25 protein-coding genes are annotated in these 23847 nt (G+C 66.3%); 8 read left to right on the top strand and 17 right to left on the bottom strand.

What is annotated here, in order from left to right; translation table 11 throughout:
• Window positions 1-7: 7 nt before the first annotated feature.
• Genes ACNQVK_RS36045 through ACNQVK_RS36025 form a run of 5 tightly spaced genes read right to left on the bottom strand, consistent with a single transcriptional unit; the run spans window position 8 to window position 4223 of the window.
• On the bottom strand, window positions 8-271 hold the full coding sequence (locus ACNQVK_RS36045; protein WP_409552571.1) for a EutN/CcmL family microcompartment protein: 264 nt from the start codon (window positions 269-271) through the stop codon (window positions 8-10).
• A complete protein-coding gene (locus ACNQVK_RS36040; RefSeq protein WP_418033608.1) occupies window positions 268-780 on the bottom strand; it encodes a hypothetical protein in 513 nt (170 codons plus the stop codon). The genes ACNQVK_RS36045 and ACNQVK_RS36040 overlap by 4 nt, the downstream gene beginning before the upstream one ends.
• Window positions 777-1382 (bottom strand): BMC domain-containing protein, encoded by a 606-nt coding sequence (locus ACNQVK_RS36035; RefSeq protein ID WP_276129495.1) that lies wholly within the window; start codon window positions 1380-1382, stop codon window positions 777-779. Before ACNQVK_RS36035 ends, ACNQVK_RS36040 begins: the two co-directional genes overlap by 4 nt.
• A 4-nt stretch (window positions 1383-1386) precedes the next feature.
• The gene (locus ACNQVK_RS36030) at window positions 1387-2946 is read right to left on the bottom strand and encodes an aldehyde dehydrogenase family protein (protein ID WP_418033607.1); all 1560 of its coding nucleotides are present in this window, start codon (window positions 2944-2946) and stop codon (window positions 1387-1389) included.
• The gene (locus ACNQVK_RS36025) at window positions 2943-4223 is read right to left on the bottom strand and encodes an aspartate aminotransferase family protein (protein ID WP_065505053.1); all 1281 of its coding nucleotides are present in this window, start codon (window positions 4221-4223) and stop codon (window positions 2943-2945) included. Before ACNQVK_RS36025 ends, ACNQVK_RS36030 begins: the two co-directional genes overlap by 4 nt.
• Before the next feature lie 184 nt (window positions 4224-4407).
• On the opposite strand from ACNQVK_RS36025, the gene ACNQVK_RS36020 reads away from it, so the two are divergent.
• Window positions 4408-5943 (top strand): APC family permease, encoded by a 1536-nt coding sequence (locus tag ACNQVK_RS36020; RefSeq protein WP_418033606.1) that lies wholly within the window; start codon window positions 4408-4410, stop codon window positions 5941-5943.
• An 18-nt stretch (window positions 5944-5961) separates the two neighbouring features.
• Entirely contained in the window at window positions 5962-6207 is a 246-nt protein-coding gene (locus ACNQVK_RS36015) for a hypothetical protein (RefSeq protein ID WP_418033605.1), read from the top strand.
• Here ACNQVK_RS36015 and ACNQVK_RS36010 read toward each other — a convergent pair.
• Together ACNQVK_RS36010 and ACNQVK_RS36005 are read right to left on the bottom strand one after the other, a co-directional pair.
• A complete protein-coding gene (locus ACNQVK_RS36010) occupies window positions 6187-7089 on the bottom strand; it encodes an alpha/beta hydrolase (protein ID WP_418033604.1) in 903 nt (300 codons plus the stop codon). The two genes, ACNQVK_RS36015 and ACNQVK_RS36010, sit on opposite strands and share 21 nt — an antisense overlap.
• A gap of 114 nt (window positions 7090-7203) precedes the next feature.
• Window positions 7204-7779, bottom strand: a complete 576-nt coding sequence (locus tag ACNQVK_RS36005) for a hypothetical protein (protein WP_418033603.1) — start codon at window positions 7777-7779, stop codon at window positions 7204-7206.
• Between the two features lie 210 nt (window positions 7780-7989).
• On the opposite strand from ACNQVK_RS36005, the gene ACNQVK_RS36000 reads away from it, so the two are divergent.
• Entirely contained in the window at window positions 7990-8652 is a 663-nt protein-coding gene (locus tag ACNQVK_RS36000; protein WP_418033602.1) for a TetR/AcrR family transcriptional regulator, read from the top strand.
• A 7-nt stretch (window positions 8653-8659) separates the two neighbouring features.
• Here the strand turns inward: ACNQVK_RS36000 and ACNQVK_RS35995 are convergent, their stop codons facing one another.
• Window positions 8660-10822 (bottom strand): acyl-CoA dehydrogenase, encoded by a 2163-nt coding sequence (locus ACNQVK_RS35995; protein WP_418033601.1) that lies wholly within the window; start codon window positions 10820-10822, stop codon window positions 8660-8662.
• A gap of 123 nt (window positions 10823-10945) precedes the next feature.
• Between ACNQVK_RS35995 and ACNQVK_RS35990 the strand changes: the two genes are divergently transcribed.
• Together ACNQVK_RS35990 and ACNQVK_RS35985 are read left to right on the top strand one after the other, a co-directional pair.
• Window positions 10946-12169, top strand: a complete 1224-nt coding sequence (locus ACNQVK_RS35990; protein ID WP_418033600.1) for an alpha/beta hydrolase fold domain-containing protein — start codon at window positions 10946-10948, stop codon at window positions 12167-12169.
• A 26-nt stretch (window positions 12170-12195) separates the two neighbouring features.
• The gene (locus tag ACNQVK_RS35985; protein WP_211156922.1) at window positions 12196-13614 is read left to right on the top strand and encodes a WS/DGAT/MGAT family O-acyltransferase; all 1419 of its coding nucleotides are present in this window, start codon (window positions 12196-12198) and stop codon (window positions 13612-13614) included.
• A 14-nt stretch (window positions 13615-13628) separates the two neighbouring features.
• On the opposite strand, the gene ACNQVK_RS35980 is transcribed toward ACNQVK_RS35985, so the two are convergent.
• Window positions 13629-14537 carry a LysR family transcriptional regulator gene (locus ACNQVK_RS35980; RefSeq protein ID WP_418033599.1) on the bottom strand — a complete coding sequence of 303 codons (909 nt, stop codon included), beginning with the start codon at window positions 14535-14537 and terminating at the stop codon, window positions 13629-13631.
• Between the two features lie 109 nt (window positions 14538-14646).
• Here ACNQVK_RS35980 and ACNQVK_RS35975 point away from each other — a divergent pair, with 109 nt between their 5' ends.
• Both ACNQVK_RS35975 and ACNQVK_RS35970 read left to right on the top strand, forming a co-directional pair.
• Window positions 14647-15060 (top strand): cupin domain-containing protein, encoded by a 414-nt coding sequence (locus tag ACNQVK_RS35975; RefSeq protein ID WP_418033598.1) that lies wholly within the window; start codon window positions 14647-14649, stop codon window positions 15058-15060.
• A gap of 21 nt (window positions 15061-15081) precedes the next feature.
• Window positions 15082-16005 carry an NADP-dependent oxidoreductase gene (locus ACNQVK_RS35970; protein WP_418033597.1) on the top strand — a complete coding sequence of 308 codons (924 nt, stop codon included), beginning with the start codon at window positions 15082-15084 and terminating at the stop codon, window positions 16003-16005.
• A gap of 15 nt (window positions 16006-16020) precedes the next feature.
• On the opposite strand, the gene ACNQVK_RS35965 is transcribed toward ACNQVK_RS35970, so the two are convergent.
• Genes ACNQVK_RS35965 through ACNQVK_RS35945 form a run of 5 tightly spaced genes read right to left on the bottom strand, consistent with a single transcriptional unit; the run spans window position 16021 to window position 20386 of the window.
• The gene (locus ACNQVK_RS35965; RefSeq protein ID WP_418033596.1) at window positions 16021-16866 is read right to left on the bottom strand and encodes a TauD/TfdA dioxygenase family protein; all 846 of its coding nucleotides are present in this window, start codon (window positions 16864-16866) and stop codon (window positions 16021-16023) included.
• A gap of 42 nt (window positions 16867-16908) precedes the next feature.
• Window positions 16909-17244 carry a hypothetical protein gene (locus tag ACNQVK_RS35960; protein ID WP_418033595.1) on the bottom strand — a complete coding sequence of 112 codons (336 nt, stop codon included), beginning with the start codon at window positions 17242-17244 and terminating at the stop codon, window positions 16909-16911.
• A 2-nt stretch (window positions 17245-17246) separates the two neighbouring features.
• Window positions 17247-18515, bottom strand: coding sequence for an aromatic ring-hydroxylating oxygenase subunit alpha (locus ACNQVK_RS35955; RefSeq protein WP_418033594.1), 1269 nt, complete (start codon window positions 18513-18515; stop codon window positions 17247-17249).
• 55 nt (window positions 18516-18570) lie between these two features.
• A complete protein-coding gene (locus ACNQVK_RS35950; RefSeq protein ID WP_418033593.1) occupies window positions 18571-19314 on the bottom strand; it encodes an SDR family NAD(P)-dependent oxidoreductase in 744 nt (247 codons plus the stop codon).
• Between the two features lie 7 nt (window positions 19315-19321).
• Complete coding sequence (locus ACNQVK_RS35945; RefSeq protein WP_418033592.1) at window positions 19322-20386, bottom strand: 2Fe-2S iron-sulfur cluster-binding protein; 1065 nt, start codon at window positions 20384-20386, stop codon at window positions 19322-19324.
• A gap of 223 nt (window positions 20387-20609) precedes the next feature.
• On the opposite strand from ACNQVK_RS35945, the gene ACNQVK_RS35940 reads away from it, so the two are divergent.
• Entirely contained in the window at window positions 20610-21707 is a 1098-nt protein-coding gene (locus ACNQVK_RS35940; RefSeq protein WP_418034554.1) for a fatty acid desaturase family protein, read from the top strand.
• Window positions 21708-21741: 34 nt separating this feature from the next.
• Here the strand turns inward: ACNQVK_RS35940 and ACNQVK_RS35935 are convergent, their stop codons facing one another.
• The 3 genes from ACNQVK_RS35935 to ACNQVK_RS35925 form a co-directional block, all read right to left on the bottom strand.
• Entirely contained in the window at window positions 21742-22194 is a 453-nt protein-coding gene (locus tag ACNQVK_RS35935; protein WP_418033591.1) for a MarR family winged helix-turn-helix transcriptional regulator, read from the bottom strand.
• 66 nt (window positions 22195-22260) lie between these two features.
• Window positions 22261-23520 (bottom strand): amidohydrolase family protein, encoded by a 1260-nt coding sequence (locus tag ACNQVK_RS35930; RefSeq protein ID WP_418033590.1) that lies wholly within the window; start codon window positions 23518-23520, stop codon window positions 22261-22263.
• Entirely contained in the window at window positions 23517-23846 is a 330-nt protein-coding gene (locus tag ACNQVK_RS35925) for a hypothetical protein (RefSeq protein ID WP_418033589.1), read from the bottom strand. The genes ACNQVK_RS35930 and ACNQVK_RS35925 overlap by 4 nt, the downstream gene beginning before the upstream one ends.
• Between the last annotated feature and the right edge of the window lies 1 nt (window position 23847).

Below are 23847 nucleotides of genomic sequence, written 5' to 3'. Positions count from 1 at the left end.
TTTCTCCTTATTTCTTGGGGTTGGAATCAGGTTTACTGTCGATGGATCCGATGATGAGTGCGTCGACCGGAGGCGGGGTGCCGGTGAACCAGCCCGAGGCCACGGAGCCCTGGGCGACGAGAACCCGCTCGCCCACACCGCTGCCGAGGACGTCGAAGGCGATCAGCTTCGACCCGGTGCCGTCGATCTCGACCTCGAGGAACGCGCCGGGCGGGATGCCGTCGATCCGACGGGTCGACCACACGTTGCCGGTGACAACCGCTGAGATCATTTGCGCTCCTTCTCGATCGTGATCCCCAGAGTGCGGGCTTTTTCTCGGGCCAGCGGGGTGAGCACCGCCTTGCGGCCGAGCACGAGCGTGCCGCCGGCCATGTCGGCGATCTGCCGTTCGGTTACCGCGCCGGTTTCGATGCGCCTGCTGGCTCCTCCGCCGGATGGCCGGGTCGATCCCGCCAGCCGGAAGCTGAGCCGGCCTGCCTTGAGGTCCGCCCGGGTCTTCGGGCTTTCGAAGAGCCGCAACAGCTTCCGGACGAAGCTGTCGAGGTCCCGGTCATTGGTCAGCTGCACTGTCTCGGTGCGGTTCTTGCCGTCGACGGCACGGGGCCCGGTGGGTTCCACGCCGAACTGGTCCGCGACCGTCGGCGGGGCGGGTGGAGCCGGAGCCGGTGGTGGGGGGACAGCCACCGGCCCCGGAGTCTTCGTGGCAGCACCGACATCGCGGACGGCATCCCGCACCACCTCACGCACGAGGGCGCGCAGTTCGTCCCGGTTGATACTCACGCGGTGGCCCTCGCCAGTGCGTCCCGGGCCGCCTCGGCTGCCGTGCGAACATCGGCTTCGGTCCCGGACAGGTACACGCGGCCCGTGGCGCCGATCATCCGGAAGTCGACCACCTTGATATCCGCGGCCTTCTCGGCCTCGTTGGTGGCCAGGATGGCGTAGGACGCGGGTGCCACCTCGAGTACGAACAGTGACTCCCCGGGGAGCACCATCGAGCCGATCTTGTTGCGGTTGATCAGGAAGGCATGCTGGTGGTCGACGCTGGAGATGATCCGTGAGGCCAGCACGTTCGGCTGCACCGCGCTTCCGGTGTTGCCGCCCAGCTCGTCCAGTGCGGCGTCCGCGGCAGCTTTGACCGCGCCGGTCTCGCCGTGGAACTCCAGATAGCCGAATTGCCGCTCTACCACCAGGATTCCGGCCTTGACCTCGGCGTGCTTGAGAGCGACGTCGGTGACGCCCTCGATGTCCAGTCCGGGTGCCACCTCGATGATCTGGGCGGCCTGATCGGCACGGGGAAGAGCACCCTTGATCCAGGTGCCGAGATACGACATGGTCTGCGGTTGCAGCCGGTCGATGAAGATGAAGGAACGAAGTTCAGCCACAGCCCTACCTCTTGATCAGTTGTGCGAGTTCTTCGGCGACCAGCGCGCGCAGTTCGGCCCGCAGCACGTCCAGTCCGGGATCCGACGACCGGTTGGCAGTCGGGTATGGCCGGCGGGGCGTGACAGGCGCACCGTGACGGTCATTGGAGGCGCGCGGATACTCCGGCACCGGTCCGGCCGGTGAGTGCCACGGATTGATACCCGCGAAATTGCCCATGGGTACGGCGGAATCGCTGTTGTAGGCGATGCGGGCCCAGTTGATCAGGTTCTGCGGTTGCAGGTTCTCCCCGATCGAGCTGCGCCCGACGAACCCGGTGCCGATCGTCATCGACGGCGCCAGGTTGGTCTCCAGCCCGGAGCTGCCGGTGCTGTTGCCCACGTTGACCGACACCCGCAGCACCGGCACCTGGGCGGCGAAATCGGCGATCACCGAGGGATTTTCGCTGTGGATCGCCGCCGAGTGACCGGCGCCGCCGATCCGCACCACTGCCCGGGCGGCGCGGATCCCACGTGCGGCGTCGGCCGCGGTGGTCATGCCGAGCACCGGGGACAGCTTCTCGTGGGCCAGCATCTCCTCGGAGATCACGTCGTTGAACGGCGCGATCAGCACCCGGGTCTTGGGGGTGACCCGCAGGCCGGCCTGCCCTGCGATCCAGGCGGCATCGCGGCCCACCACGTCGGTGTTCAGGTGGCCGTCGGCGAACATGTAGGCCCGCAGGCGCCGTGCGCCGTCCTCGTCGAGGATGTGCGCTCCGGCACGGGTCAGTGCGCCGTTGAGCTTGCTCGCGATCGCGTCCTCGGCGATGAGGACGGATTCGTTGGTGCACAGCACCGAGTTGTCGAAAGCCTTGCTGTCCACGATGCGCTTGGCCGCGGCGTTGATGTCCGCGCTGGCCTCGACGAACACCGGGACATTGCCGGGACCGACACCGAGTGCGGGGTTACCGGAGGAGTACGCCGCACGCACGACGCCGGTGCCCCCGGTCGCCACGATGACGTCGGTGCGCTCGTCGGCCATCAGCGCCTGCACCAGCGGGATGGACGGTTCCTCGACCACCTGGACGATGCCGTCCGGTGCCCCGGCGGCCACCGCGGCCTCGGCGAGCAGCCGGGCGGCGTCGGCCGAGCACTGTTTGGCCCGCGGGTGCGGAGCGACGACCACGGCGTTGCGGGTCATCAGCGCCAGGATCACCTTGAAGTACACCGTGGCAACGGGATTGGTGGTCGGCGTCAATGCCAGCACCACGCCCGCCGGCCGGGGCAGCTCGACGATCTTGCGGGCCTCGTCGACGCGCGGCGACACAAAGTCTCCCGCGGCCTCACCCCGAGCGTAGTAGTCGACGATCCCGCGCGAGCAGGCCCGGTTCTTGGTGACCTTGTCGGCCACCACACCCATCCCGGTCTCGGCCACCGCCTCGGCGGCGAACCGTTCGGCTGCGCCATGGGCGGCGTCGGCCACCGCGTTGACGATCACCGACACCGCGGCTTGGTCATAGTCGGCGTACGCCCCAGCGGCCCAACGGGCCCGCTCCAGCATGTGGCCGGCCTGTGCGGTACTGGTCATGATGCTTTACGTCCTCTCACGACGGTCTCGGCCCTGGCCACCGCGACGGCGAGGCGGTCCAGGACGTCCTCGCAGAGTTCGCGCGAGAGCAGGAGACCCGGTTTGAACTGCAGGACACGGGGATCCAGTGTCGAGAAGATCGCCCACACTCCGTTCTCGTAGAGTTCCCGCATCACGAACTTGGCGCCTTCGGGGTGGTCGAACTCCAGGCCGATCACCACACCGTTCTGCCGGATACCGACGAACCAGTCCGGGTGGTCGGCCTGGATGCGCTGCAGTCCGTGGTCGAAGATGTCGGCGATGTAGTGGACCATCGAGCGCACTTCGGGGCGGGTGGAGATCTCGAGCGTCTTCAGCGCGGCGACACAGCCCAGCTCGGCGCCGCCGAAGGTGGAGATGTGGCCGAAGCCGTCCTCGTCGAGCCACTTCGCGGCGCGATCGCTGAGCAGGGCCGCGGTGATCGGGTACATGCCACCGGACAGACCCTTGCCGGTCACCAGGATGTCGGGCTCGATGCCGTGTTTGGTGATGCACCACAGCTCACCGGTGCGCATCAGGCCGGTCTGCACCTCGTCGGCGATGTACAGGGTGCCGTGTTTCTCGGTGATGGCCTTGACGGCTTCCAGGTAACCCGGTGCGGGAAGCGGGAATCCGTAGGTGGCCGGGATGGTCTCCATGATCACCGCGGCGACATCGCCGGGCGCCAGCACCCGTTCCATCGCCTCGATGTCGTTGAACGGAACCTGGAGGAACTCGTCGGGCTGGTCGGCCAGGAAGAACTTGGCGAACCGGTCGTCGCCGGTGGCCACGGCCAGGCCCGTGTGGCCGTGGTAGGCCTTGACGATCGAGACGATCTTGCGGCGTTTGGTCGCGTGCCGGGCGCTCTTGAGCGCGATGTCGATCGCCTCACCGCCTCCGGACCCGTACGCCACCTTCGTGATCGACGCCGGCGCGGTCTCGACGAGGCGCTGCGCCAGGGCGGTGCGGGCCACCGACGGAAAATGGTGATTACCGACGTCGAAATGCTCCATGCCCTCGGTGATCGCCTGCATCACTTCGGGATTGCGGTGACCGAGGTTGTAGGTGCCACCGTTGAGGTGCAGATCGATCAGGCGGCGGCCGCCCATATCCCACAGGAAATATCCCTCGCGGCGGTCGATCACCAGATCGACACCGGTGTCAGTCCAGAACTGTGTCTTGTCTGGATTCCAGAACGTCTTCGCCTTATCCAGCACTTCGGCTTTGGATTCGAACGTGAACGTGCCGTAGTCGTACATGCGGCTCCCTCTCCAGCTATCCGGTAGCTGTGATGGGCCTCACCGTAAACGGTCGCAACCATTTGTGTCAATGGTTGCAGAAAGTGCTTGCCAATCGATTTTGGTAGTGCCAATATACGTAGGTCCCGGCTGTGGCCCAGGCCACATCGGGTATCCCACTGTTACCTGGAAGGTACCCCGATAGATGACCGATCAAGCTGTCGCCGGGAGTGAAGACACAGCTCACGACGTCCAGAGACTGAAACGCAACGCCGTCGGCACCGTCGGCGTCATCTTCATGGCGGTGGCGACCGCCGCTCCGATCACGGCAATGGTCGGCAATGTGCCGATCGCCGTTGGCTTCGGAAATGGTTCACATGCGCCGGCCGGCTACATCGTCGCAACCGTTGTCCTCGGTCTCTTCGCCGTCGGCTACGCGACCATGGCCAAGCACATCACCACCACCGGCGCGTTCTACGGCTACATCTCCCACGGCTTGGGCCGCATCGTCGGGATGGCCAGCGGCGGACTGATCACCATGGCCTATGTGGTGTTCGAGGCCTCGTTGATCGGGATCTTCTCGTTCTTCTTCCAGAACTTCATGCAATCCCAACTGGGTGTCCACATCCACTGGATCATCCCGGCGCTGCTGATGCTGACGGTCAACGCGATCCTGACCTACTTCGACGTCAACCTGACCGCCAAGGTGCTCGGGGTATTCCTGGTGACCGAGATCGTCATGCTCGCACTCGGCGCGGTGGCGGTGCTGTTCAAGGGCGGCGGCCCGCAGGGTTTCGCCGTCGCCGAGACCATCAACCCCATCGGTGCGTTCTCCCCGGCTGCCGGAATCGCCGGTGCCAGTGCCGGTTTGGGCCTGTTCTTCGCCTTCTGGTCGTGGGTCGGCTTCGAATCGACCGCGATGTACGGCGAGGAGTCGCGTAACCCCAAGAAGATCATTCCCCGGGCCACCATGCTCAGCGTCCTGGGTGTCGGACTGTTCTACGTGTTCGTCTCCTGGATGGCGATCGCAGGCACCGGGCCGCAGCACGCGGTGGAACTCGCGCAGGATTCCGCGACCTCGTCGGAGATCTTCTTCGGCCCGGTGCGTAGCGCCTACGGCGAGTGGGCGATCACGGTGTTCAACATCCTCCTTGTCACCGGGTCGTTCGCCTGCGGCATGGCGTTCCACAACTGCGCGTCGCGCTACCTGTACGCGCTGGGCCGCGAGGGCCTGTCCAAGAGTCTGCAGAAGACCATCGGCGCAACGCATCCCACGCACGGTTCTCCGCACATCGCCTCATTCGTGCAGAGCGGGATCACCCTGGTGATCATCCTGGCCTTCCTGCTCGCCGGGATGGACCCCTATGTGCACATGTACACGCTGCTCGCGATCCTGGGCACCATGGCGATCCTGATCGTGCAGTCGCTGTGCGCGTTCTCGGTGATCAGCTACTTCCACATCCGCAAGAACCACCCGGTGTCCAAGCACTGGTTCAAGACCTTGATCGCCCCCGGTCTCGGTGGGCTCGGCATGCTCTACGTCGTGTACCTGCTGTGGGAGCACAAGGACGCAGCGGCGGGCACCGCTTCCGGCACCCTGCTGTTCAAGCTGACGCCGTGGATCGTGGTGGGCATCTTCGTCCTTGGCGCGGGCATGGCCACCTACTTCAAGCTGCGCGATCCGCGCCGCTACGAGTTGATCGGCCGGATCGTGTTCGAGGACAACGTTGTTCGAGACTAGAGTCGACCAGGCCGGTAGATGGATTCCTTCGAACGTCTCCTGCTGAAATTCGTCCTCGCGTGGGCTCCCTATGGGGGTCCGCGCGAGGACGACGTCTGGCTCGAGTTCGGCATGACCGCTGAACAGCTGTGCGTTCGGTTCGCCGGGGTCGTCGCGGGTCACGTGCCCAGGGCCAAGGCCTTGTCGGCTGCCGACCGCGGCTTGTTGGAACGCGCCTGCCGCTACCTGCGGCACCAGCGGGAATCAGGCAAACGCCGCGCGTAGATTCGTGACCTGGCTGGCCATGAACTCTTGAGCCACCGGTGTCTTCGCGGCGATCTGATCGAATCCGTGGAACGCCCCGTACACCTCTTCGACCTGGCATTCGACCCCGGCGGCGCGCAGGCGCTCGGCGTAGGCCATGTCCTCGTCGTGGAACAGGTCCAGGGTGCCCACACCGATCCATGCCGGCGGCAGCCCGGCCAGATCTTCACGGCGGCCGGGTACCGCGGTGGCGGGATCGGCACCTCCGAGATAGGCCGACCACCCGAACTGGTTGCTGCCCTGTGTCCACAACCGGTGACCGGGGTTCTCCAGCTCCGGGCCCACCGAGCGGTCGTCGAGCATCGGATACACGAGTATCTGTGCGGCAAGGGGTATCTCACCGCGATCACGGGCAAGTAGAGCAAGGGCAGCGGCCAGTCCGCCGCCGGCGCTGGCGCCTGCGACCGCGACCCGCGAGGGATCGACTGCGGGAAGTGCCGCGAGCCATTTCAGCGCGTCGTAGCAGTCCTCCAGCCCGGCCGGGTAGGGGTTCTGCGGAGCGAGCCGGTACTTGACGGCTGCCACCGTGATGCCGAGTTCCCTGGCGAACCGTCGGCACAGGGCGTCATCCTGCGCCGGGCTGCCCAGCACATAGCCGCCGCCGTGGATCCACAGCAGGGCCGGTGCGGGTTCGGTGACCCCGGCCGGCCGGAACAGTCGGACCCCGACACCCGAGCTGAGCGTCAGGACCTCGACATCCTCGGGTGTCTGCCGGTTCTGCAGCACCGTCAGCCGCTGCAGCAGCGGCAGCGTGCGCCTGGACACCAGCCGACGTGGGATGAAGCGGGCGATGCGTTCGAGGTCCGGATGGAAGCTGGGCCGGCCGTCTGTGGTCGCAGTCACAATGTCCGTTCTACCGCGCGTCCGGTGCCGGCCGGCATCCAGCCCCGCGATTTCCGTGGGCGTCGAGCGCACGACCGGGGGGAGACGCAGGTCAGGCGGGGCTCGCTCGCTGATCTAGTTGCCGACGCCGCCGGCTTTCGTGACGGCTGCCAGGTAGGTGTCGCCGCGATCGACGGACACGTCGTGCCACGACCCGGAGGTGTAGAGGTCCTCGGTCGGACCGATGCCATCGGTGGGCAGCGCTGCCGCGGCAACCGCATGTGCCTTGAAGGCGCGGGCCAGGCCGGTGAGTCGATACTGGAACCGCCGAACGCGACCGTCGATCTCGCCGGGGACCGATCCCCAGGTGGTGACCTCGGCGGTGTTGCCCTCCAGAACACGCAGCACCTCGGTGCGGAGTGTTTCGTCGTGGTCGAAGGCCGTGGACGGGAAGGCGACGGTCGCGACGTCTCCGGGCTGGCTGATGGCGTCGAGCGGCTGGCCGATCACCACCGTCGTGACGCCGAGGATCTGCAGCGGGCGCACATCGCACGGTGCGTCGACTGACACGGTGACGTCCCAGCCGGCGTGGATCCGATCGCAGATCCAACCGCCCGCCGAGGTGACGAGCTCACCGACATCGGAGGCGGTGACGTGCAGGCGGTAGCGGGTGAAGCGATCGGCGGAGCGCCGAATGCGCTGATGTCCCATGGTTCTTCAGCTCCTGTCGTACCGGATCATGGATGCCTTCTCGATTCAGAGCGCCGTAGCGTTACGGCAATATGGCGGTATATCGGTTGTAGTGCAAGGGATCACATGCTGTGGCTCGTCAGAGCTTGACCAGTATCATAAAGCTAGTGATGAAAAACACAAGAGTGGTCAACCCATGGCTGTGCGCTCACGCCAACTTACGATGAGACGATGACGGCACCCCAGAGCCCTCTTCGGGCAGGTCGACGTCCCAACCGACGTGGCGAGTCGTCGCGCAAACACGTCCTCGACGTCGCGCTGCAACAGTTGGCGAGCGGCGGGCCCGACGCGGTCAGCGTCAAGATGATCGCCAAGGAAGCAAAGGTCACGTGGGGGACCGTTCAGTACCAGTTCGGCGACGCCGACGGGTTTTGGGCCGCGACGATTCTGCACATTCTCGATACCGCCGGCCCAGACGTCTGGGCGCACCCGTCTGCCGGGTCGGTGGAGGAGCGGGTCGCCGAGATCATCGACCTCTTGTGGAATGCCTACGCCTCTCCGTACAACGCCGCCCTGTCGAATCTGCGTGCGGCGCTGGCCAAGGACCGCGCCGAACTCGAGCGGAACTATCCGCGCACCGCAAGCGCGTTGGATGTTCTCGAGGATGCCTTGATCAAGCAGTTCGGCGAGTTCTTCGACGGCGTCACCGTCGACCCTCGTCGTGCCCGCCAAGTGAGCGCATTGCTGCCGGCGGCATTGCGCGGCCTGCACGCCGAGCGTGCGTTCGGCCCCCGCGCCGACATCGACGACGCGCTGGCGGGCCTCCGCGCGGCGATCACGCTCTACATGGCCCCGGCCCCGCCGCAACGCCCGGGGGCGCGTCGTAAGACGTAGGGAAGGCCTACTTCAGCAGCGGATCGCGGGGCAGGCCCAGGATGCGCTCGGCAATGGTGTTGCGGGTGATCTCGGATGTTCCACCGGCGATCGTCATGGCCCGGTTGCCGAGATAGGCGCGAGTCAGCTTCTGCGTCTCTCCGGTCACCCCGGCCGTGCCGACCAGGTCCATGCCCAGTTCGGTCAGATGCTGAGAATGCTCGGCGACCAGCAGCTTGGTGACGTTGCCCTCGGGCCCGGGCTCGGTGCCCGCGATGGCGCGGCTGACCCGGCGCAGGTTCAGCAGCCTCAGGGTGTGTCCCACGGCGATCACCTCGCCGGCGCGGCGCACGTAGCGGGCCCCGTCGGGATCCGCGTCGATCAGGGCCACCAGCTCGTCGGCGTCGAACCCCGTCGGCGCGGCCGAACCGCCGCCGATGGAGATGCGCTCATTGCCCAGGGTGGCGCGAGCGACCAGCCAGCCCTTGTTCACATCGCCGACCACATCGGCGTCCGGGACGAACACGTCGTCGAAGAACACCTCGTTGAAGTGGGCGTCGCCGGTCAGCCCGCGCAACGGATTCACCGTCACCCCAGGGGCTTTCATGTCGATCGCCATCATGGTGACGCCGGCGTGCTTGGGGGCGTCGGGGTCGGTGCGCACCGTGGCCAGGCCCCACTGGCAGTGCTGGGCCAGGCTGGTCCACACCTTCTGGCCGGTGACCCGCCAGCCGCCGTCGACCTTCTTGGCCGCGGTGCGCACCGCGGCCGCATCCGAACCCGCGCCCGGCTCGGAGAACAGCTGGCACCACATGACCTGCCCGCGCAGCACGGGCTCCACCCAGCGCTCGCGCTGATCTTCGGTACCGGCCTGGGCGATGGTCAGGGTCACCCAACCGGTGATGCCCATGTCTGCCCGCTCGACGTCGGTGAACTCCTCCTCGATCACCAACTGCTCCAACACATTTGCGGCCCGGCCCCACGGCTTGGGCCAGTGCGGCACCAGATAGCCGGAATCCACCAGGTAGTCGCGGCGCTTGTCCTCGGACAGTGCGTGCACCGCGGCCGCCGCATCTCTGGCGTCCTGGCGGTACTGCTCGGCCTCTTCCGGTAGCGCGAACGACGCGCCGTGCGCCTGCCCGCTGCGTTGCCCGTCGACGACGTCGATCAGGGGATCGGCACCGTCGCCGAGCACCGCGGTCAGGGTCCGGGCGCGGCGCAGGTACAGGTGCGCGTCGTGTTCCCAGGTGAAGGCGATGCCGCCGTGGAGTTGAACGTTGGTCTGCGCGCAGAAGATCTGGGCCCGGATGGCGTGGGCGGCGGCCACCGCGGCAGCGAACCGGGCGCCCTCGAGGTTGTCGGCACGGGCGGCGTCCCATACCGCGGCGGTGGTCTGTTCGGCATCGACGAGCATGTTGGCCGCGTGGTGCTTGACGGCCTGGAAGGTGCCGATGGTGCGGCCGAACTGTTCGCGCACCTTCGCGTACTCGACGGCCATGTCGAGCGCGGCCCAGGACACGCCCACCGCCTCCGCCGAGCCGAGGATGCGGAAGACCGTGCGCGCCTCCCGCGCTGCGCCGCGCAGGATCCGGCTCTCGTCGACCGCCACCGCGCGCAGGTCGACCGCGCCGATGCTGCGGGTGGTGTCCAGGGAATCCTGTGCGGTGACGGTGATCCCGTCGGCGCTGGCATCCAGCACGACCAGGTCGTCGCCGGCGGCGAGTACGAGCACCTGGGCGTCGGGTGCACCAAGCACCGCGCGTGTCTGCCCGCCGAGGAGGCCGTCGGCGCCGATGCTCACCGAACCGGCCAGCCCGAGTGCCGCGACCGTCGTACCATCGGCGAGACCCGGGAGTAGTTCGGCCCGAACGGCGTCCGGGGCGTAGCGGTCGATGACCACCGAAGCCGACACGGTCGGCAGGAACGGCCCCGGGACCAGCTCCCGGCCAGCGATCTCGGCGACCACCGCCAGTTCGGGTAGCCCGAATCCGGAGCCGCCGTGTTCCTCGGAGATGGCCAGTCCATTCCAGCCGAGTTCGGCGCCGGCCGACCAGATCTCACTGCCGTAGGTGCCGGCCTTCTCCAGCGTGGCGCGGGCGGCTGCGCGGCTGTCGAGGCGCTTCAGCTGCCCGAACGTCGCGTCGGCGAGGTCCTGGTGCTCTTCGGTGATGGCCAGCGCAGACTTAGTCATGCTTAGCGAAGCTAACGGGGGTTTCGCGACACGTCGACGTGATGCAGGTCACATTTTGACGCCAGGTGAACAAGTCGGCGAAGTTGTCCCGTCCGTCAATCCCCTGCGGGGTACGCTCGCGCAATGACGGCACGACCGGATAACCGGTACCCCGCACCGACGCTCGCTGATCGAGCAAGATGGTTGCTGCATGCCAAGCCTGCCGACCACATGCTGGCGCTTAGCGTGGCGACGGCTTCGCTGCCAGTGGTGGGCAAGCACCTGGAACCGCTCGGTGCGCTTACCGCCATGAGCGTGTGGGGATTTCGTCACCTGCCCGACTTCTTCACCTCCTCGGCGAAATCCTGGCTGGCGCCGGACAACGGCGAGATTCGCAAGGCGGAGCGCGAGCAGACCAACGCGGTCGCCCAGGAGGCACTGCGCGGCGTGGTCTCGGCCGCTGAACTGGCCGTCGACTGGCCGGCCCCCGACAGCTTGCCGCCGTTGTGGCACACCTTGGAGTACCGCCGCGACGTGTACCGGACCTCGGTGCGCTACGGCGACGACCCGGCCCAGCTGCTCGATGTGTGGCGACCCAAAGACCTACCCGCCGAGCCCGCTCCCGTGCTGCTGTTCGTGCCGGGCGGCGCCTGGGTGCACGGCGGCCGGATCCTGCAGGGTTACGCGCTGTTGTCGCATCTGGCCCAGCAGGGCTGGGTATGTCTGTCGATCGACTACCGGGTGGCCCCGCATCACCGATGGCCGCGGCATATCGACGACGTGAAGGCCGCGATCGCGTGGGCGCGGGCCAACGTCGACAAGTTCGGCGGCGACCGCAATTTCGTTGCCATCGCGGGCTGCTCGGCCGGCGGACACCTGGCCGCACTGGCCGGGCTCACCCCGAACGACCCGGATCTGCAGGGGGATCTGCCGGAGGGGTCCGACACCAGCGTCGACGCCGTGGTGGGAATCTACGGGCGCTACGACTGGGAGGACCGCTCGACCGAGGAGCGGGTCCGGTTCGTCGACTTCCTGGAGCGGATCGTGGTGGGCCGCAAGCTCGACCGCCATCCGGAGATCTACCGGCAGGCCTCACCGATCGCACAGATCCATCCCGACGCTCCGCCGTTCCTGGTCATCCACGGCACCGGTGACAGCGTGATTCCGGTGGCGCAGGCCCGCAGCTTCGTCGACAAGCTCAAGGCCGTGTCGCGAGCGGTGGTCGGCTACATTGAGCTGCCCGGCGCCGGGCACGCGTTCGACATGACCGACGGGGCCAGAACCGGGGCGATGGCCACCGCAATCGGCTTGTTCCTCAACCAGATTCACCGAAACCGGGCGATGGACGAGGCTAAAGCAGTCATATAGACGTTTCCACACCTGGGGAGGACACCGTGAAGCGGTTGAGTGGGTGGGACGCGTTCCTGCTTTATACAGAGACACCCAACGTGCACATGCACACGTTGAAGATCGCGGTCATCGCGTTCGATGACATGGGGGACCGGACTTTCGGGATCGACGAGTTCCGGGAGGTGATCCGCGGACGGCTGCACAAGCTCGACCCGTTCCGCTACCAGCTCGTCGACATCCCCTTCAAGTTCCACCACCCGATGTGGCGGGAGAACTGCGACGTCGACCTGGAGTACCACGTCCGGCCGTGGCGGGTCCGTGCTCCGGGTGGGCGCCGTGAACTCGACGAGGCCATCGGCGAGATCGGCAGCACCCAGTTGGACCGCAGCCGGCCCCTGTGGGAGATGTACTTCGTCGAGGGCCTGGCCGATGGTCGAATCGCAGTGGTCGGCAAGATCCACCACGCCCTGGCGGACGGGGTCGCGTCGGCGAATCTGTTGGCCAGGGGGATGGACCTGCGCGATGGCCCGCAGCGTGATGACGAGTCCTACGTCCCCGATCCTGCGCCCAGCAGCACCGAGTTGGTGCGCTCGGCGTTCGCCGATCACATGCGCCAGCTCGGCAGGTTGCCCGGGACCGTCCGCTACACGACACAAGGGGTCGGACGGGTGCGACGCAGCAGCCGCAAGTTGTCGCCCGAGCTGACCCGCCCCTTCACCCCGCCGCCCAGCTTCATGAACCACATACTGGACGAGAAACGCCTGTTCGCCACGGCCACACTGGCATTGGCCGATGTCAAGGAGACCAGCAAGGCCCTCGGCGTCACGATCAACGACCTGGTGCTGGCCATGTCGTCGGGGGTGCTGCGCAAGTTGTCCCTCAAGTACGACGGCAAGGCCGATCATCCTTTGCTCGCCTCCGTGCCGATGAGCTTCGACTTCTCGCCGGACCGGATCTCGGGCAACCGGTTCAGCGGCGTGCTGGTGGCATTGCCGGTGGACGTCGCCGACACCGCCGAGCGGGTGCAGCGCGCACACGACGCCGCCGCGCTGGCCAAGGAAAGCCATCAACTCATCGGTCCGGAACTGATCGCGCGCTGGGCCGCGTACATGCCGCCGGCTCCGGTCGAGGCGGCGTTCAAATGGCTGTCCCACAAGGATGGCCAGAACAAGGTGCTCAACCTCAACATCTCCAACGTGCCGGGGCCGCGGGAACGCGGCAAGGTCGGCGGGGCCACGGTCACCGAGATCTACTCGGTCGGTCCGATCACCACCGGCAGCGGGCTCAACATCACGGTGTGGAGCTATGTGGACCAGCTCAACATCTCGGTGCTCTCCGATGACGCCACGGTCGACGATCCCCACGAGGTCACCGACGGCATGGTCGAGGAGTTCCGCGAGATCCGCAGGGTGGCAGGGCTTTCGGAGAAACTGACGGTCGTGGAGTCCGCGATGCCGCAGTAGCGGCCGAACAGGACTCAGCGTGACGTTGTGCGCTGACCGGGCTGGGCCGAGGCGAGGAGGAACTCCGCCAGCTTCGCGCTGGCGGGTCCGAGCCGCGACTGCTCGGCCGAAGCCAGGTAGATCTGCCACACGATCGCCGGCCGTATCTCGATGGTGCGCAGGTCCGGATAATGGGCCGCTTCACTGGCCGGCATGACGATGGTGCCCAGCCCGTGTCGGACCAGGCGCCCGGCGATCGAATACTCGAGGGCCACCTCATGGGACACCCGCGGCGCAACGCCTGCGGCGGTGAACGCGGCGTCGACGAGACGTCTGAGCCCGAACTCGGGCGGGAAGCCGATCAGGTCCTCATCGCAGAGCTCGGTGACCCTGACGGCGTCGCGGTCGGCAAGGGGATGATCGGAGCGGCAGACGAACACCATCGGCTCCTGGCACAGCAACCGCATCTCGACCCGGGCGGGGAACCGGTCGGGGGCCGATATCAGGGCCAGGTCGAGCGATCCGTCGGTGATCGCCGAAAGATAGGCCAGAGAACCAATTTGGCTCTGCCGCAACCTGATGCGGACGAATGGATACTCGCGGTGAAAGTCGCCGAGCACCTTCGGTACGTCGAGTGTGCCGAACGAGATCAGTGACCCGAGGTCGACTGTTCCCGTCAGCTCCCCGTGGTACGCGCTCACCGCGTCCTTGGCCAGCCGGGCGGTCTGGACCACTTGCCGGGCGTGCTCACGGAACAACTCTCCCGCGGGCGTGATTCTGATCTGGTGTTTGGAGCGGTCGAACAGCTCCACTCCGAGCTCCTTCTCCAATTTCGCCACCGCCGTGGACAGCGCCGACTGGACGACGTGCGTCTGGTTCGCGGCGCGGGAGAAGCTCATCTCACTCGCTACGGCGATGAAGTACTCGAGCTGCCGAAGTTCCATGACCGCAGTATCGCGTTTCGCGATAGAGATAATCAATATTGTTCGTTGGACTTGATAGAGCCGCATTGGTCTGATGGAAGGGCGAAGGTTCGAACGAAGGAAATGAACAATGCTGGCTGCAGGCAACGTCACGGTCACCGATCTGCTGTGCGTCACCCCGCCGTGGATTCCCGATGGTGCGCATGCGATGACGCAGATCGTCGAGATCCCGCCCGCCGACGAGGGGGTGCAACCACACCGCCACTCCGGGCCCGTGTTCGGCTACGTCCTGGAGGGTTCGATCCTGTTCGAGCTGGAGGGTGAGGCGCCCAGGAAAATTGTTGCGGGCGAGGCATTTTGGGAGCCGGGAGGGGATGTGGTCCACTACCAGGTCGCGAATCTGGAGCAGCACAGCCCCAGCGTGTTCCTGGCGGTCTGCCTCTGTGCGCCGGGCGTCGACATGATCACCATGCTGGATCCCGACGAGATCGTGGCCCGCGACCATCTTCGTCACCCGAGCGCGCGTCAAACCAAGAGCCATTGACCGAGAAACGAGGAGACAACCGTGCAAGCAGTGATCACCAGCGACCGTGCGGCGGGTTTCGCCGGGCTGTCGCTGTCCGAGGTGCCATATCCGCACGCGGCTGAGAATGACGTCATCGTCCGGGTGCACGCAGCGGCGTTCACCCCCGGCGAGCTCGACTGGCCGGGAACGTGGACGGATCGCGCCGGCCGTGACCGGACTCCGACCGTACCGGGTCACGAAGTGTCTGGAACGGTCGTCGAACTTGGCTACGGCACAACGGGTCTGACGATAGGTCAGCGGGTTTTCGGCATCACCGACTGGGCTCGTAACGGCACGCTCGCCGAGTATGTCGCGGTCGAGGCGCGCAATCTGGCGCCACTGTCGGCCGATGTCGACCACACCGTCGCGGCGGCACTCCCGATCTCGGGCCTGACGGCCTGGCAGGGATTGTTCGACCACGGCCACCTCGAGACCGGGCAGACTGTGCTGATCCACGGCGTGGCCGGTGCGGTCGGATCGATCGCGGCGCAGTTGGCTCACGCACGCGGGGCCCGGGTGATCGGTACCGGGCGAGCCGCGCACCGGGACGCCGCGCACGAACTGGGTGTCGACGTGTTCGTCGATCTCGAACCGGGGTGGCCCGAGGACGTCGGCCAGGTCGACCTGGTCTTCGATGTTCTCGGCGGTGAGATCCTCGATCACTCAGCGCAGTTGGTTCGGGCCGGCGGCACCCTGGTCACCATCGCGGAACCACCGCGGATCCAGCCGGCCGACGCTCGAGCGGTCTTCTTCGTCGTCGAGCCTGACCGGACGCAACTCGCCGGGTTGGAGCGCAAACTCCGCAGGGGCCGACTGCGGCCGTCCGTCGGCGCGGTGCTTCCGCTCGCGGATGCGGTGTCGGCATTCGACCCGGCACAACGCGTCGCGGGCAAGACGATCATCAGGGTCGTCGAAAGCAGTTGAAGCGGTTCAGGTGGGCTACCGGATCGGTTCGTCGCCGAGCACCGTGGTGCGCAGCATGTGCCTGGGCGAGTTGGGCTCATATGGCGCAGCCCGGTGCAGGACGCCCTGGTTGTCCCAGATGACGGTGTCGCCGACAGACCACCTGTGGCTGTACACCTTGTCCGCCGTGGTGGCGTGGGTGAGGAGTTCGGCGAGCAGCGCCCGACCTTCGTCGTGGTCCATACCGACGATGTAGTCCGCCGATGCTCCCAGTACCAACGACTTTCGCCCGTTGCGGTGCGTCCACACCAGCGGGTTCTCGTGAGTCGGCCGGGCCCGCCAACGGCTCAGCTGATCGGGCGTCGGATCAGGGTAGACACGTCGCTGTGAGGCTTCCAGGGAGTGCACCACCCGCAGCGTGCCGTAGTGGTCCTTCTCGGTCTCGTCGAGCGAGTCGTAGGCCGCGTAGGTGTTGGCGAACTCGGTCTCGCCGCCCCGCGCGGCGACTTCCAGGGCCGACAGCACTGTGGCTTTCTGTGGGCATTCGTCGTGCATGGGGGTGCAACCGTCGATATGCCAGTCGAAGGTGGCCTTGAGGTATTCGGCTGCTTTGTTCTTCGTCTTGTCCAGCGTGATCGGGTAGATGCCCGAGACCGGGTGATGGCCATCGGCCGAGCGGTCGATCTCACCCAGGCGCTGCGAGAAGGCCACTTGCGCTTCGGGATCCAGGTTGAGGCCATGGAACACCAGCACTCCGTTGTCCTCCAGGGCGTCGAGCACCGCGGCTCCGAGGCTGTCGTCGGTACCCAGGCGCTCGGGGTCGACGCCGACAACCTCGGCGCCCACCGAAGCGGTCAGCTTGTTGATGGTCAACACACTCATCGGTGCGTCCTTTCGTTGTTCGGTGACGGTGTCCGGTGTCGGTTACGGCCGTGGTTCGCCGGTGCGGATCATCACGGCATCGGCGGAGTCGGTCGGCGCCGGTTGGTGCATGATCTCCACCGACATGGCGACCATGATCAGCGAATAGATCAGGTGCAGCAGGTTGAGCGCATCGTCGGGAACGTCGTCGAGCGGAAACTTGTCGCAGTACTCGATCGCCTCCTCGACGCGAGGGAAGAAGGCGTCGTAGAACTGGTGCATCTCCGGCATGGTGCTGGCCAGGCGACGATCCCAACGTTCGGTCTCGGTTGGCAGACACCAGATTTCGGCGTACGGCTCCAGTTCGGCGAAGGCGCTGGGGAGTCGAGTGGAGGTCATCGTCACGCTCCCGCCGGTGCGCGGTCGCGCTGATAGGACTCGACCCAGCCGACCGCCATCTTGTGTAGGTGCCGCACCAGGATCTCCTGGTCGTTGAGCGGGTAGTCATCGATGACGTCGTACTCGAGCGCGGCCTGGGTGCCGCCGAGCATGCCGGCGTCCTGCAGGGCGAATTCCTTGAGCACCACGGCGGCCACCTCGTGCTCGATGCGTTCCCGCACGGTGCGGGCCGGGTGGAAATAGGTGAACGCCTCGTACCGGTGGGTGTTGTGCGAGGTCGGCCAGTAGCGGTAGAGCAGGTACCAGCCGCCGTAGATCAGGATCTCCAGGTTGGGGAAGATCTGGAAGTTGCTGATACCCCAGGGTTCGATGTTGCCCGGGTTGAGTCCGTGCATCGGCAGCTCACCGATGTCGGGGGTCCGCCACGGTCCCACCAGGCCGCTCTGGGTGGCCCGTTCGATCGGGTACATGTACTCCGGCGCCAGCAGCCAGCGGCGGGTGCCTGCCGTCGAGACCAGCCGGTGGGGTCCGTCGAGCTGAAAATGTCCACAGGTGAAGCCGGCGTTGGGATCGCGTACCTCCGGCGGGATCTGCTGAGTGTGCAGTGACGGCACGTGGTAGTACTCCTGGAAGGCGTCGGCGAAGATCTTCCAGTTGCTGTTGTTGTGTGCCACCCAGTCGTATCGCTCGGTGAGTTTGCCGAACGGGTAGTCGTCGAGGGCGGTGACCATGGGACCGAGGAACTCGCGCAGACTCTGGCGCGGTTCGCGGTCGAAGTTCACGAACACGAAGCCGGCCCAGACATCGCAGTGCACTTCGGCCAGCCCGTAGTCGGCGGTGTCCAGACCCGTGTAGTGGTCCGCGTCGGGCAGCGATATCAGTTTTCCGTCGAGGCCGTAGCGCCATCCGCAGTGCCTGCATTCGAATTCGTTTCCGGTGCTGCGTAGTTCGGTGGCGCGGAAGTCTGCCGGTACCAACGTGTGTCCGCGCTTGCGGCACAGGTTGTGAAAGGCGCGGATACCGCCGTCGTGGTCTCTTACGAGCAGTAGCGACGCATCGGCGGCCTCGACCTGGCGGGTGATGTAGCTGCCGACGTCGGGAGTCTCCTCGACCCGGCTGATGTTGAGCCAGGCTCGCTTGAAGATGGCCTCCCGCTCCAGGGCATAGAACTCTTCAGATATGGAGTCCCGGAACGGGATCGGCCCGGTACCCAGATCGGGATAGTGCTCGGTCCAGGATCCCTCAGCCGGCTTGGGCCACTTGGTCGCCATGTGAACCTCCGTGTGACTAGTGCGTGTCGGGACTGACTTGGTCGGCTCGAGGCCGTTACATCACCGCGCCGCCGTTGACTCCGAGGGTCTGCCCGGTGATGAACCCGGCCTCCTCGGAGCACAGGAATCCCACGGCGGCAGCGATATCCGCACCGGTGCCGAGTCGGCCGAGGGGGATGTTGGCGGCGATCGTCTCATTGGCCGGCAGGTGGCCCGCGGCTTGCGACTGGTGCTGCATGGGGGTCTCGATACCCGACGGCGGGATGTTGTTGACCGTGATGCCGTGTGCGGCATACTCGCGCGCAAGCGATTTCGTCAGGGTCAGCAGGGCACCTTTGGAGGCGGCGTAGTGAGCCGCGAACGGTGTGCCGCGCTGTGCGCTCGACGAGGAGATCATCACGATGCGACCCCACCCGGCGTCGACCATGTCGGGCAGGGCCACCTGGCAGCAGCGGAACGTCCCGCTCAGGTTCACGTCGATCATCTGCGCCCAGGACTGTTCGGTGATCTCGGCGAAGGGGGCGTACCCGAACATCCCCGCGCTGGTCACCAGGATGCCGACCGGTCCGAGCTCGCTGCGGACCTTGCTGAAGGCCTCTTCGACCGCGGCGCGATCGGTGATGTCGGCGCCGACCGCGAAAGCGGTGACGCCGGACGACCGCAACTCGTCGGTGACCCGTTGGGCGGCATCGGTATTCACGTCGAGCACCGCGACCTGGTGGCCGCGCCGCCCCAACTCGTGGCACGTCGCCTCACCCATGCCCGACGCCCCGCCGGTCACCACGGCGACTCTGCTCATACCTGCTTTACTCATAGACCACTCTCACTCGGCGGCTGGTGGGCAGTGCCTGGCACGTCACCACCCAGCCCTCGGCGACCTCGTCGTCGTCGAGGGCGTCGTTGTTGACCATGCGTGCGCTGCCCTCGACCACCTGAGCCATACATGTTCCGCACGAACCGGTTTCACAGGACGACGGAGCCTTCAGGCCGGCCAGTCGCGCGGTCTGCAGCAGGGTGTTGCCGGCGCGGTACGGCGCGATAGTGGTGGTTCGGCCCAGTTCGATCGTGACCTCCTCGGTGACCACCGGCTCGGCCGGGTCGGGAGGCGGGATCGCGGCGACGCTGAACCGCTCCAGATGCACCTGCTGTCTGGGAACCCCGGCATCGAGCAGGACCTGTTCGACGGTGTCCATGAACGGAGCGGGTCCGCAGACGTAGTAATCGGTGTCGGCGTGGCCACCGGCGCTGTGGATGAAGTCGGCGATGCGTTCCGGTGAGACGACGCCGTCGAGGTCGTCGAGATGATGATGCACCTCAAGACGTCCGCTGTGGGTGTCGGTCAGCTCGGCCAGCGCGTCCCGGAAGATCACCGAGGCGAGATCGCGGTTGGCGTAGAACAGCCGGGCCCTGCGGCTGGTGGCGGCCAGCGCCGAATGCACCAGTGAGAACACCGGGGTGATGCCGCTGCCGCCGGCGAAGGTGACGATGTCGTGGTCGTCGGCGGTGAGAACGAAGCGTCCCTCGGGAGGCGCGGTGTGCAGGACGTCGCCGGCGGTCACGGTGTCGTTGATCCAATTGGAGACCAGGCCGTCTCGATCGCGTTTGACGGTGATCCGCAGATCGGGCTCGACCGCCGGGGATGAGGACATCGAATAGCAACGACGATGTTCGGCGCCGTCGATCGTCACTCTCAGGGTGACGAACTGGCCTGCCAGGTAGAGGAACCTGGCTCGGCTCGCCGCGGGGACATCGAGGACGAGTGACACCGCTTCGGAGGTCTCCCGGACCACCCGCTTGACCTGCAAGGGGGTGAAACCGTCGGCGTCGGTCGCGTCGGCGGATTCGTGGCGGGTTGTCGTGGACGTCTCCATCGCGGCCAACAATATCAAGTACTTGTTATTGATCTCAAGTGCTGGATATCGGCGGCGGTGTGGGGGCGATTCCGGCAGAGGCGCGCGTGCGCCAACGCCGCCATTTCGCCTGCTCGACGCGCTCGATTACCTGTCGTCAAGCCGGAGCCTCTAGGCTGCGGGCTGACCCTGACGGTGGCCTGGATTGCGCCGCTATCACGCCGCATCCACCGAGGACACCTTGATGGCGATCGCCGATGTTCCCGCCTACCTGCATCTCAGTCGTGAGGACGTCGAGGAGATCGCCTATGAACTCGACGTGATCCGCCGCGACGTCGAGGAGTCGCTCGGGGCGAAGGACGCGGCCTACATCCGGCGGGTGATCCACTTCCAGCGGGCACTCGATGTCGCGGCGCGACTGATGATCGCCGGCAGCCGGTCGAAGACCGGGTGGGTGGTAGGCACGTGCGCGCTGGCATATGCGAAGTCCATCGAGAACATGGAACTCGGCCACAACATCTCCCATGGCCAGTGGGATTGGATGAACGATCCCGAAATCCACTCCAGTACCTGGGAGTGGGACATGGTCGGGAATTCCGCGCAGTGGCGGTACTCGCACAACTATCGGCATCACGTGTACAGCAATGTGCTCGGCATGGACGAGGACATCGGCTACCGTCTGCATCGGGTCACCACCGACCAGCCGTGGCGCTGGGTTCATCTGGCGACCCCGTTGCGAAACCTGGTGCTGGCAGCCATGTTCGAGTGGGGTATCGCCCTCCACGGCCTGCACTCTGAACGTCTCCGGCACGAGACGCCAGACGGTCTGGCCGTGGAGAAGCGGAACTTTCGCGACAAGATCGTTCGGCAGCTCGCCAAGGATTATGTGTTCCTGCCCGCCCTCAGCCTGCGCCGGTGGCGTCGGACCCTGGCGGCCAACATCACCGCGAATGTGCTCCGCAACCTGTGGGTGTACGTGAACATCATCTGCGGGCACATCCCCGACGGCACCGAGACGTTCGACCCGGCGGTGGTCAAAGACGAGACCAAAGGCGAGTGGTATCTCCGGCAAATGCTCGGGACCGCCAACTTCAACGCGAGTCGGCCGCTGGCGATCTCCGGCGGTCACCTGTGCTACCAGATCGAGCATCACCTGTTCCCGGATCTGCCGAGCAACCGCCTCCCGCAGGTCAGCGTTCGGGTACGGGAACTGTGCGAGAAGTACGGCCTGCCTTACAACACGGCATCGCTTCCGCGCCAGTACTTCCGGACGCAGCGGATCATCCACGGGTTGGCGTTTCCCGACTGGCTGCTGAGCATCGGCCGGCGACGCCACAAATAGGCCTGGCTCCTCGCCCCACCGGGAGAGGGAGATTTCACGGGTCGATGTGATCGGAGTGCGGCGTGTGGCCGGTGCCCTGTTCGATCACCCGGCGCAGGAGGGCCTTCAGCTGCGCCTGCTCCTCGTCACTGAGCACGCCGAACACCCGGTCATGGGCGGCCACGGCGTCGGCGACCACGGCCGAGGCCACCGCCCGACCTTCATCGGTCAGGAAGACCTGCAGGATGCGCCCATGCTGGGGATCCTGTTTGCGCTCGACCAGGCCCCGCTTCTCCAGCGCGGTGAGTGCGAGCTGCACGCCCTGCGGGGTGATCAACAGACGACGGGCCAACTCGGCACCGGACAGGCCCGGTTGATTGGTCAACTGGCGCAGCACGCCGATCTGGGCGGTGGTGACACCGTGTTCTTTCACCGACTCGTTGACCTCGGTGAGCGAGAAGTAAAAGGCCTGTTTGAGCCACCACAAGGTGTTCTCGGTCAGATCCATTCTCGTCTCCTGCCACATGCGTCGAACTCGACGCTAGCGCACGTCGCCTGGTTCGCGGCGAGCCGCTCAGACGTGCTTGTAGATCGCGCCGTCCTTCATCACGAACCGGACATCGAGCGTCGTGGCGATGTCCGTGCTGGGATCGCCCGCAACCGCGATCACGTCGGCCAGATAGCCCGGGGCCAGCTGCCCCAGTTCGTCGGCGGCATCGACCAACTCCGCGGCCACGACCGTCGCGGCCCGCAAGGCCTGCATCGGGGTCATGCCGCGTTCGACGAGGGCGCACAACTCCTTGGCGTTCTCGCCGTGCGGGATGGCCGGGGCGTCGGTGCCACACGCGATGCGAACTCCGGCGGCAATGGCTTTGGGCAGCATCGATTTTGCCCGCGGAAACACATCGAGCGCCTTCTTGCGCAGCTCGGGTGCGATCCGGTCGATGGCCATCGCATCGGTCAGGTACGTGGTGGAAACCAGGAAGGTGCCGTGGTCGACCATCATCTGAATCGTCTCGTCGGTGGCCAGGAATCCGTGCTCGATGCAGTCGATGCCGGCCCGGATGCAGGCCTGGATGGCGGTGTCCCCGACCGCATGGGCGGCGACCTTGACGCCGGCGCGGTGGGCCTCGTCGGCGATCGCGGCGAATTCGGCGTCGGAGTACTGCTGGGCGCCCGGTGCGGTGCTGTGCGACATCACGCCGCCCGACGCCGACACCTTGATCAGCTTGGCGCCGTGACGGATCTGGTAGCGGACGCACGCGATGACATCGGGTACTCCGTTGGCTATGCCCTCGGCGACCGACAGGGGCATGATGCCCGGTGCCAGTCGCTGGAACACCGTGGGGTCGAGGTGGCCGCCGTAAGGGGTGACGGCATGGCCGGCCGGATAGATGCGCGGCCCTTGGTGCCAACCCTGGTCGATTGCCCGCTGCAGTGCGACGTCGAGCAGGTAACCGCCGGTCTTGACCATCAGGCCCAGGTTGCGCACGGTGGTGAAGCCGGCATCGAGCGTGGTGCGGGCGTTGACCGCGCCGCGCAGCGTCCGGTACGCCGGGTCGTCCTGCACACCGTGCATCGGAGTCGGCAGCCCGCCGGGGTTGCCCGGCCCGCCGATCAGCAGGTTGAGTTCCATATCCATCAGCCCGGGCAGCAGGGTGACGTCGCCCAGGTCGATGATGATGGCCGAATCCGGCAGTGGCCCTTGCGGATTGATCGCCTTGATGCGGTTGCCCTCGATCACCACAACCGCCGGGGAGTGGACCTGTCCGGCTGCCGCGTCGACCCAGCGCGCAGCGCGAAGGACTGTCGGCGCGGTGTCGGTTTGGCTCACGGAACCGGCTCGACGACGCAGTCCAACGATGTCGCGCCGGAGTCGGGTACCCGTGGCTGCTTCCAGCACTCGACCGGGAAGGACACCGTCACCATCGAGTACAGCAGGTGCATCAGGTTGAGCACGTCCTCTGGCAGGTCGTCGAGACTGAACTTGTCGCAGAAGCTGATCGCTTCCTCGGCCCGCGGAGTGATCGCATCATAGAACGCCTGCATCTCTGTCATGGTGCTGTCCAACCGCTTGCCATAGCGCTGTGGCTCACTGGACAGGCACCAGTCCGAAAACCGTTCGAGGTCGGCGAATTCGGCAGGCAGTTTGGTGCTCATC

This window comes from Mycobacterium sp. 134 (assembly GCF_048282715.1).
In the GTDB taxonomy this organism is placed as follows: domain Bacteria; phylum Actinomycetota; class Actinomycetes; order Mycobacteriales; family Mycobacteriaceae; genus Mycobacterium; species Mycobacterium septicum.
Note: the sequence above shows the minus strand (reverse complement) of the source record. Positions and strands in the feature narration are given on the sequence as shown.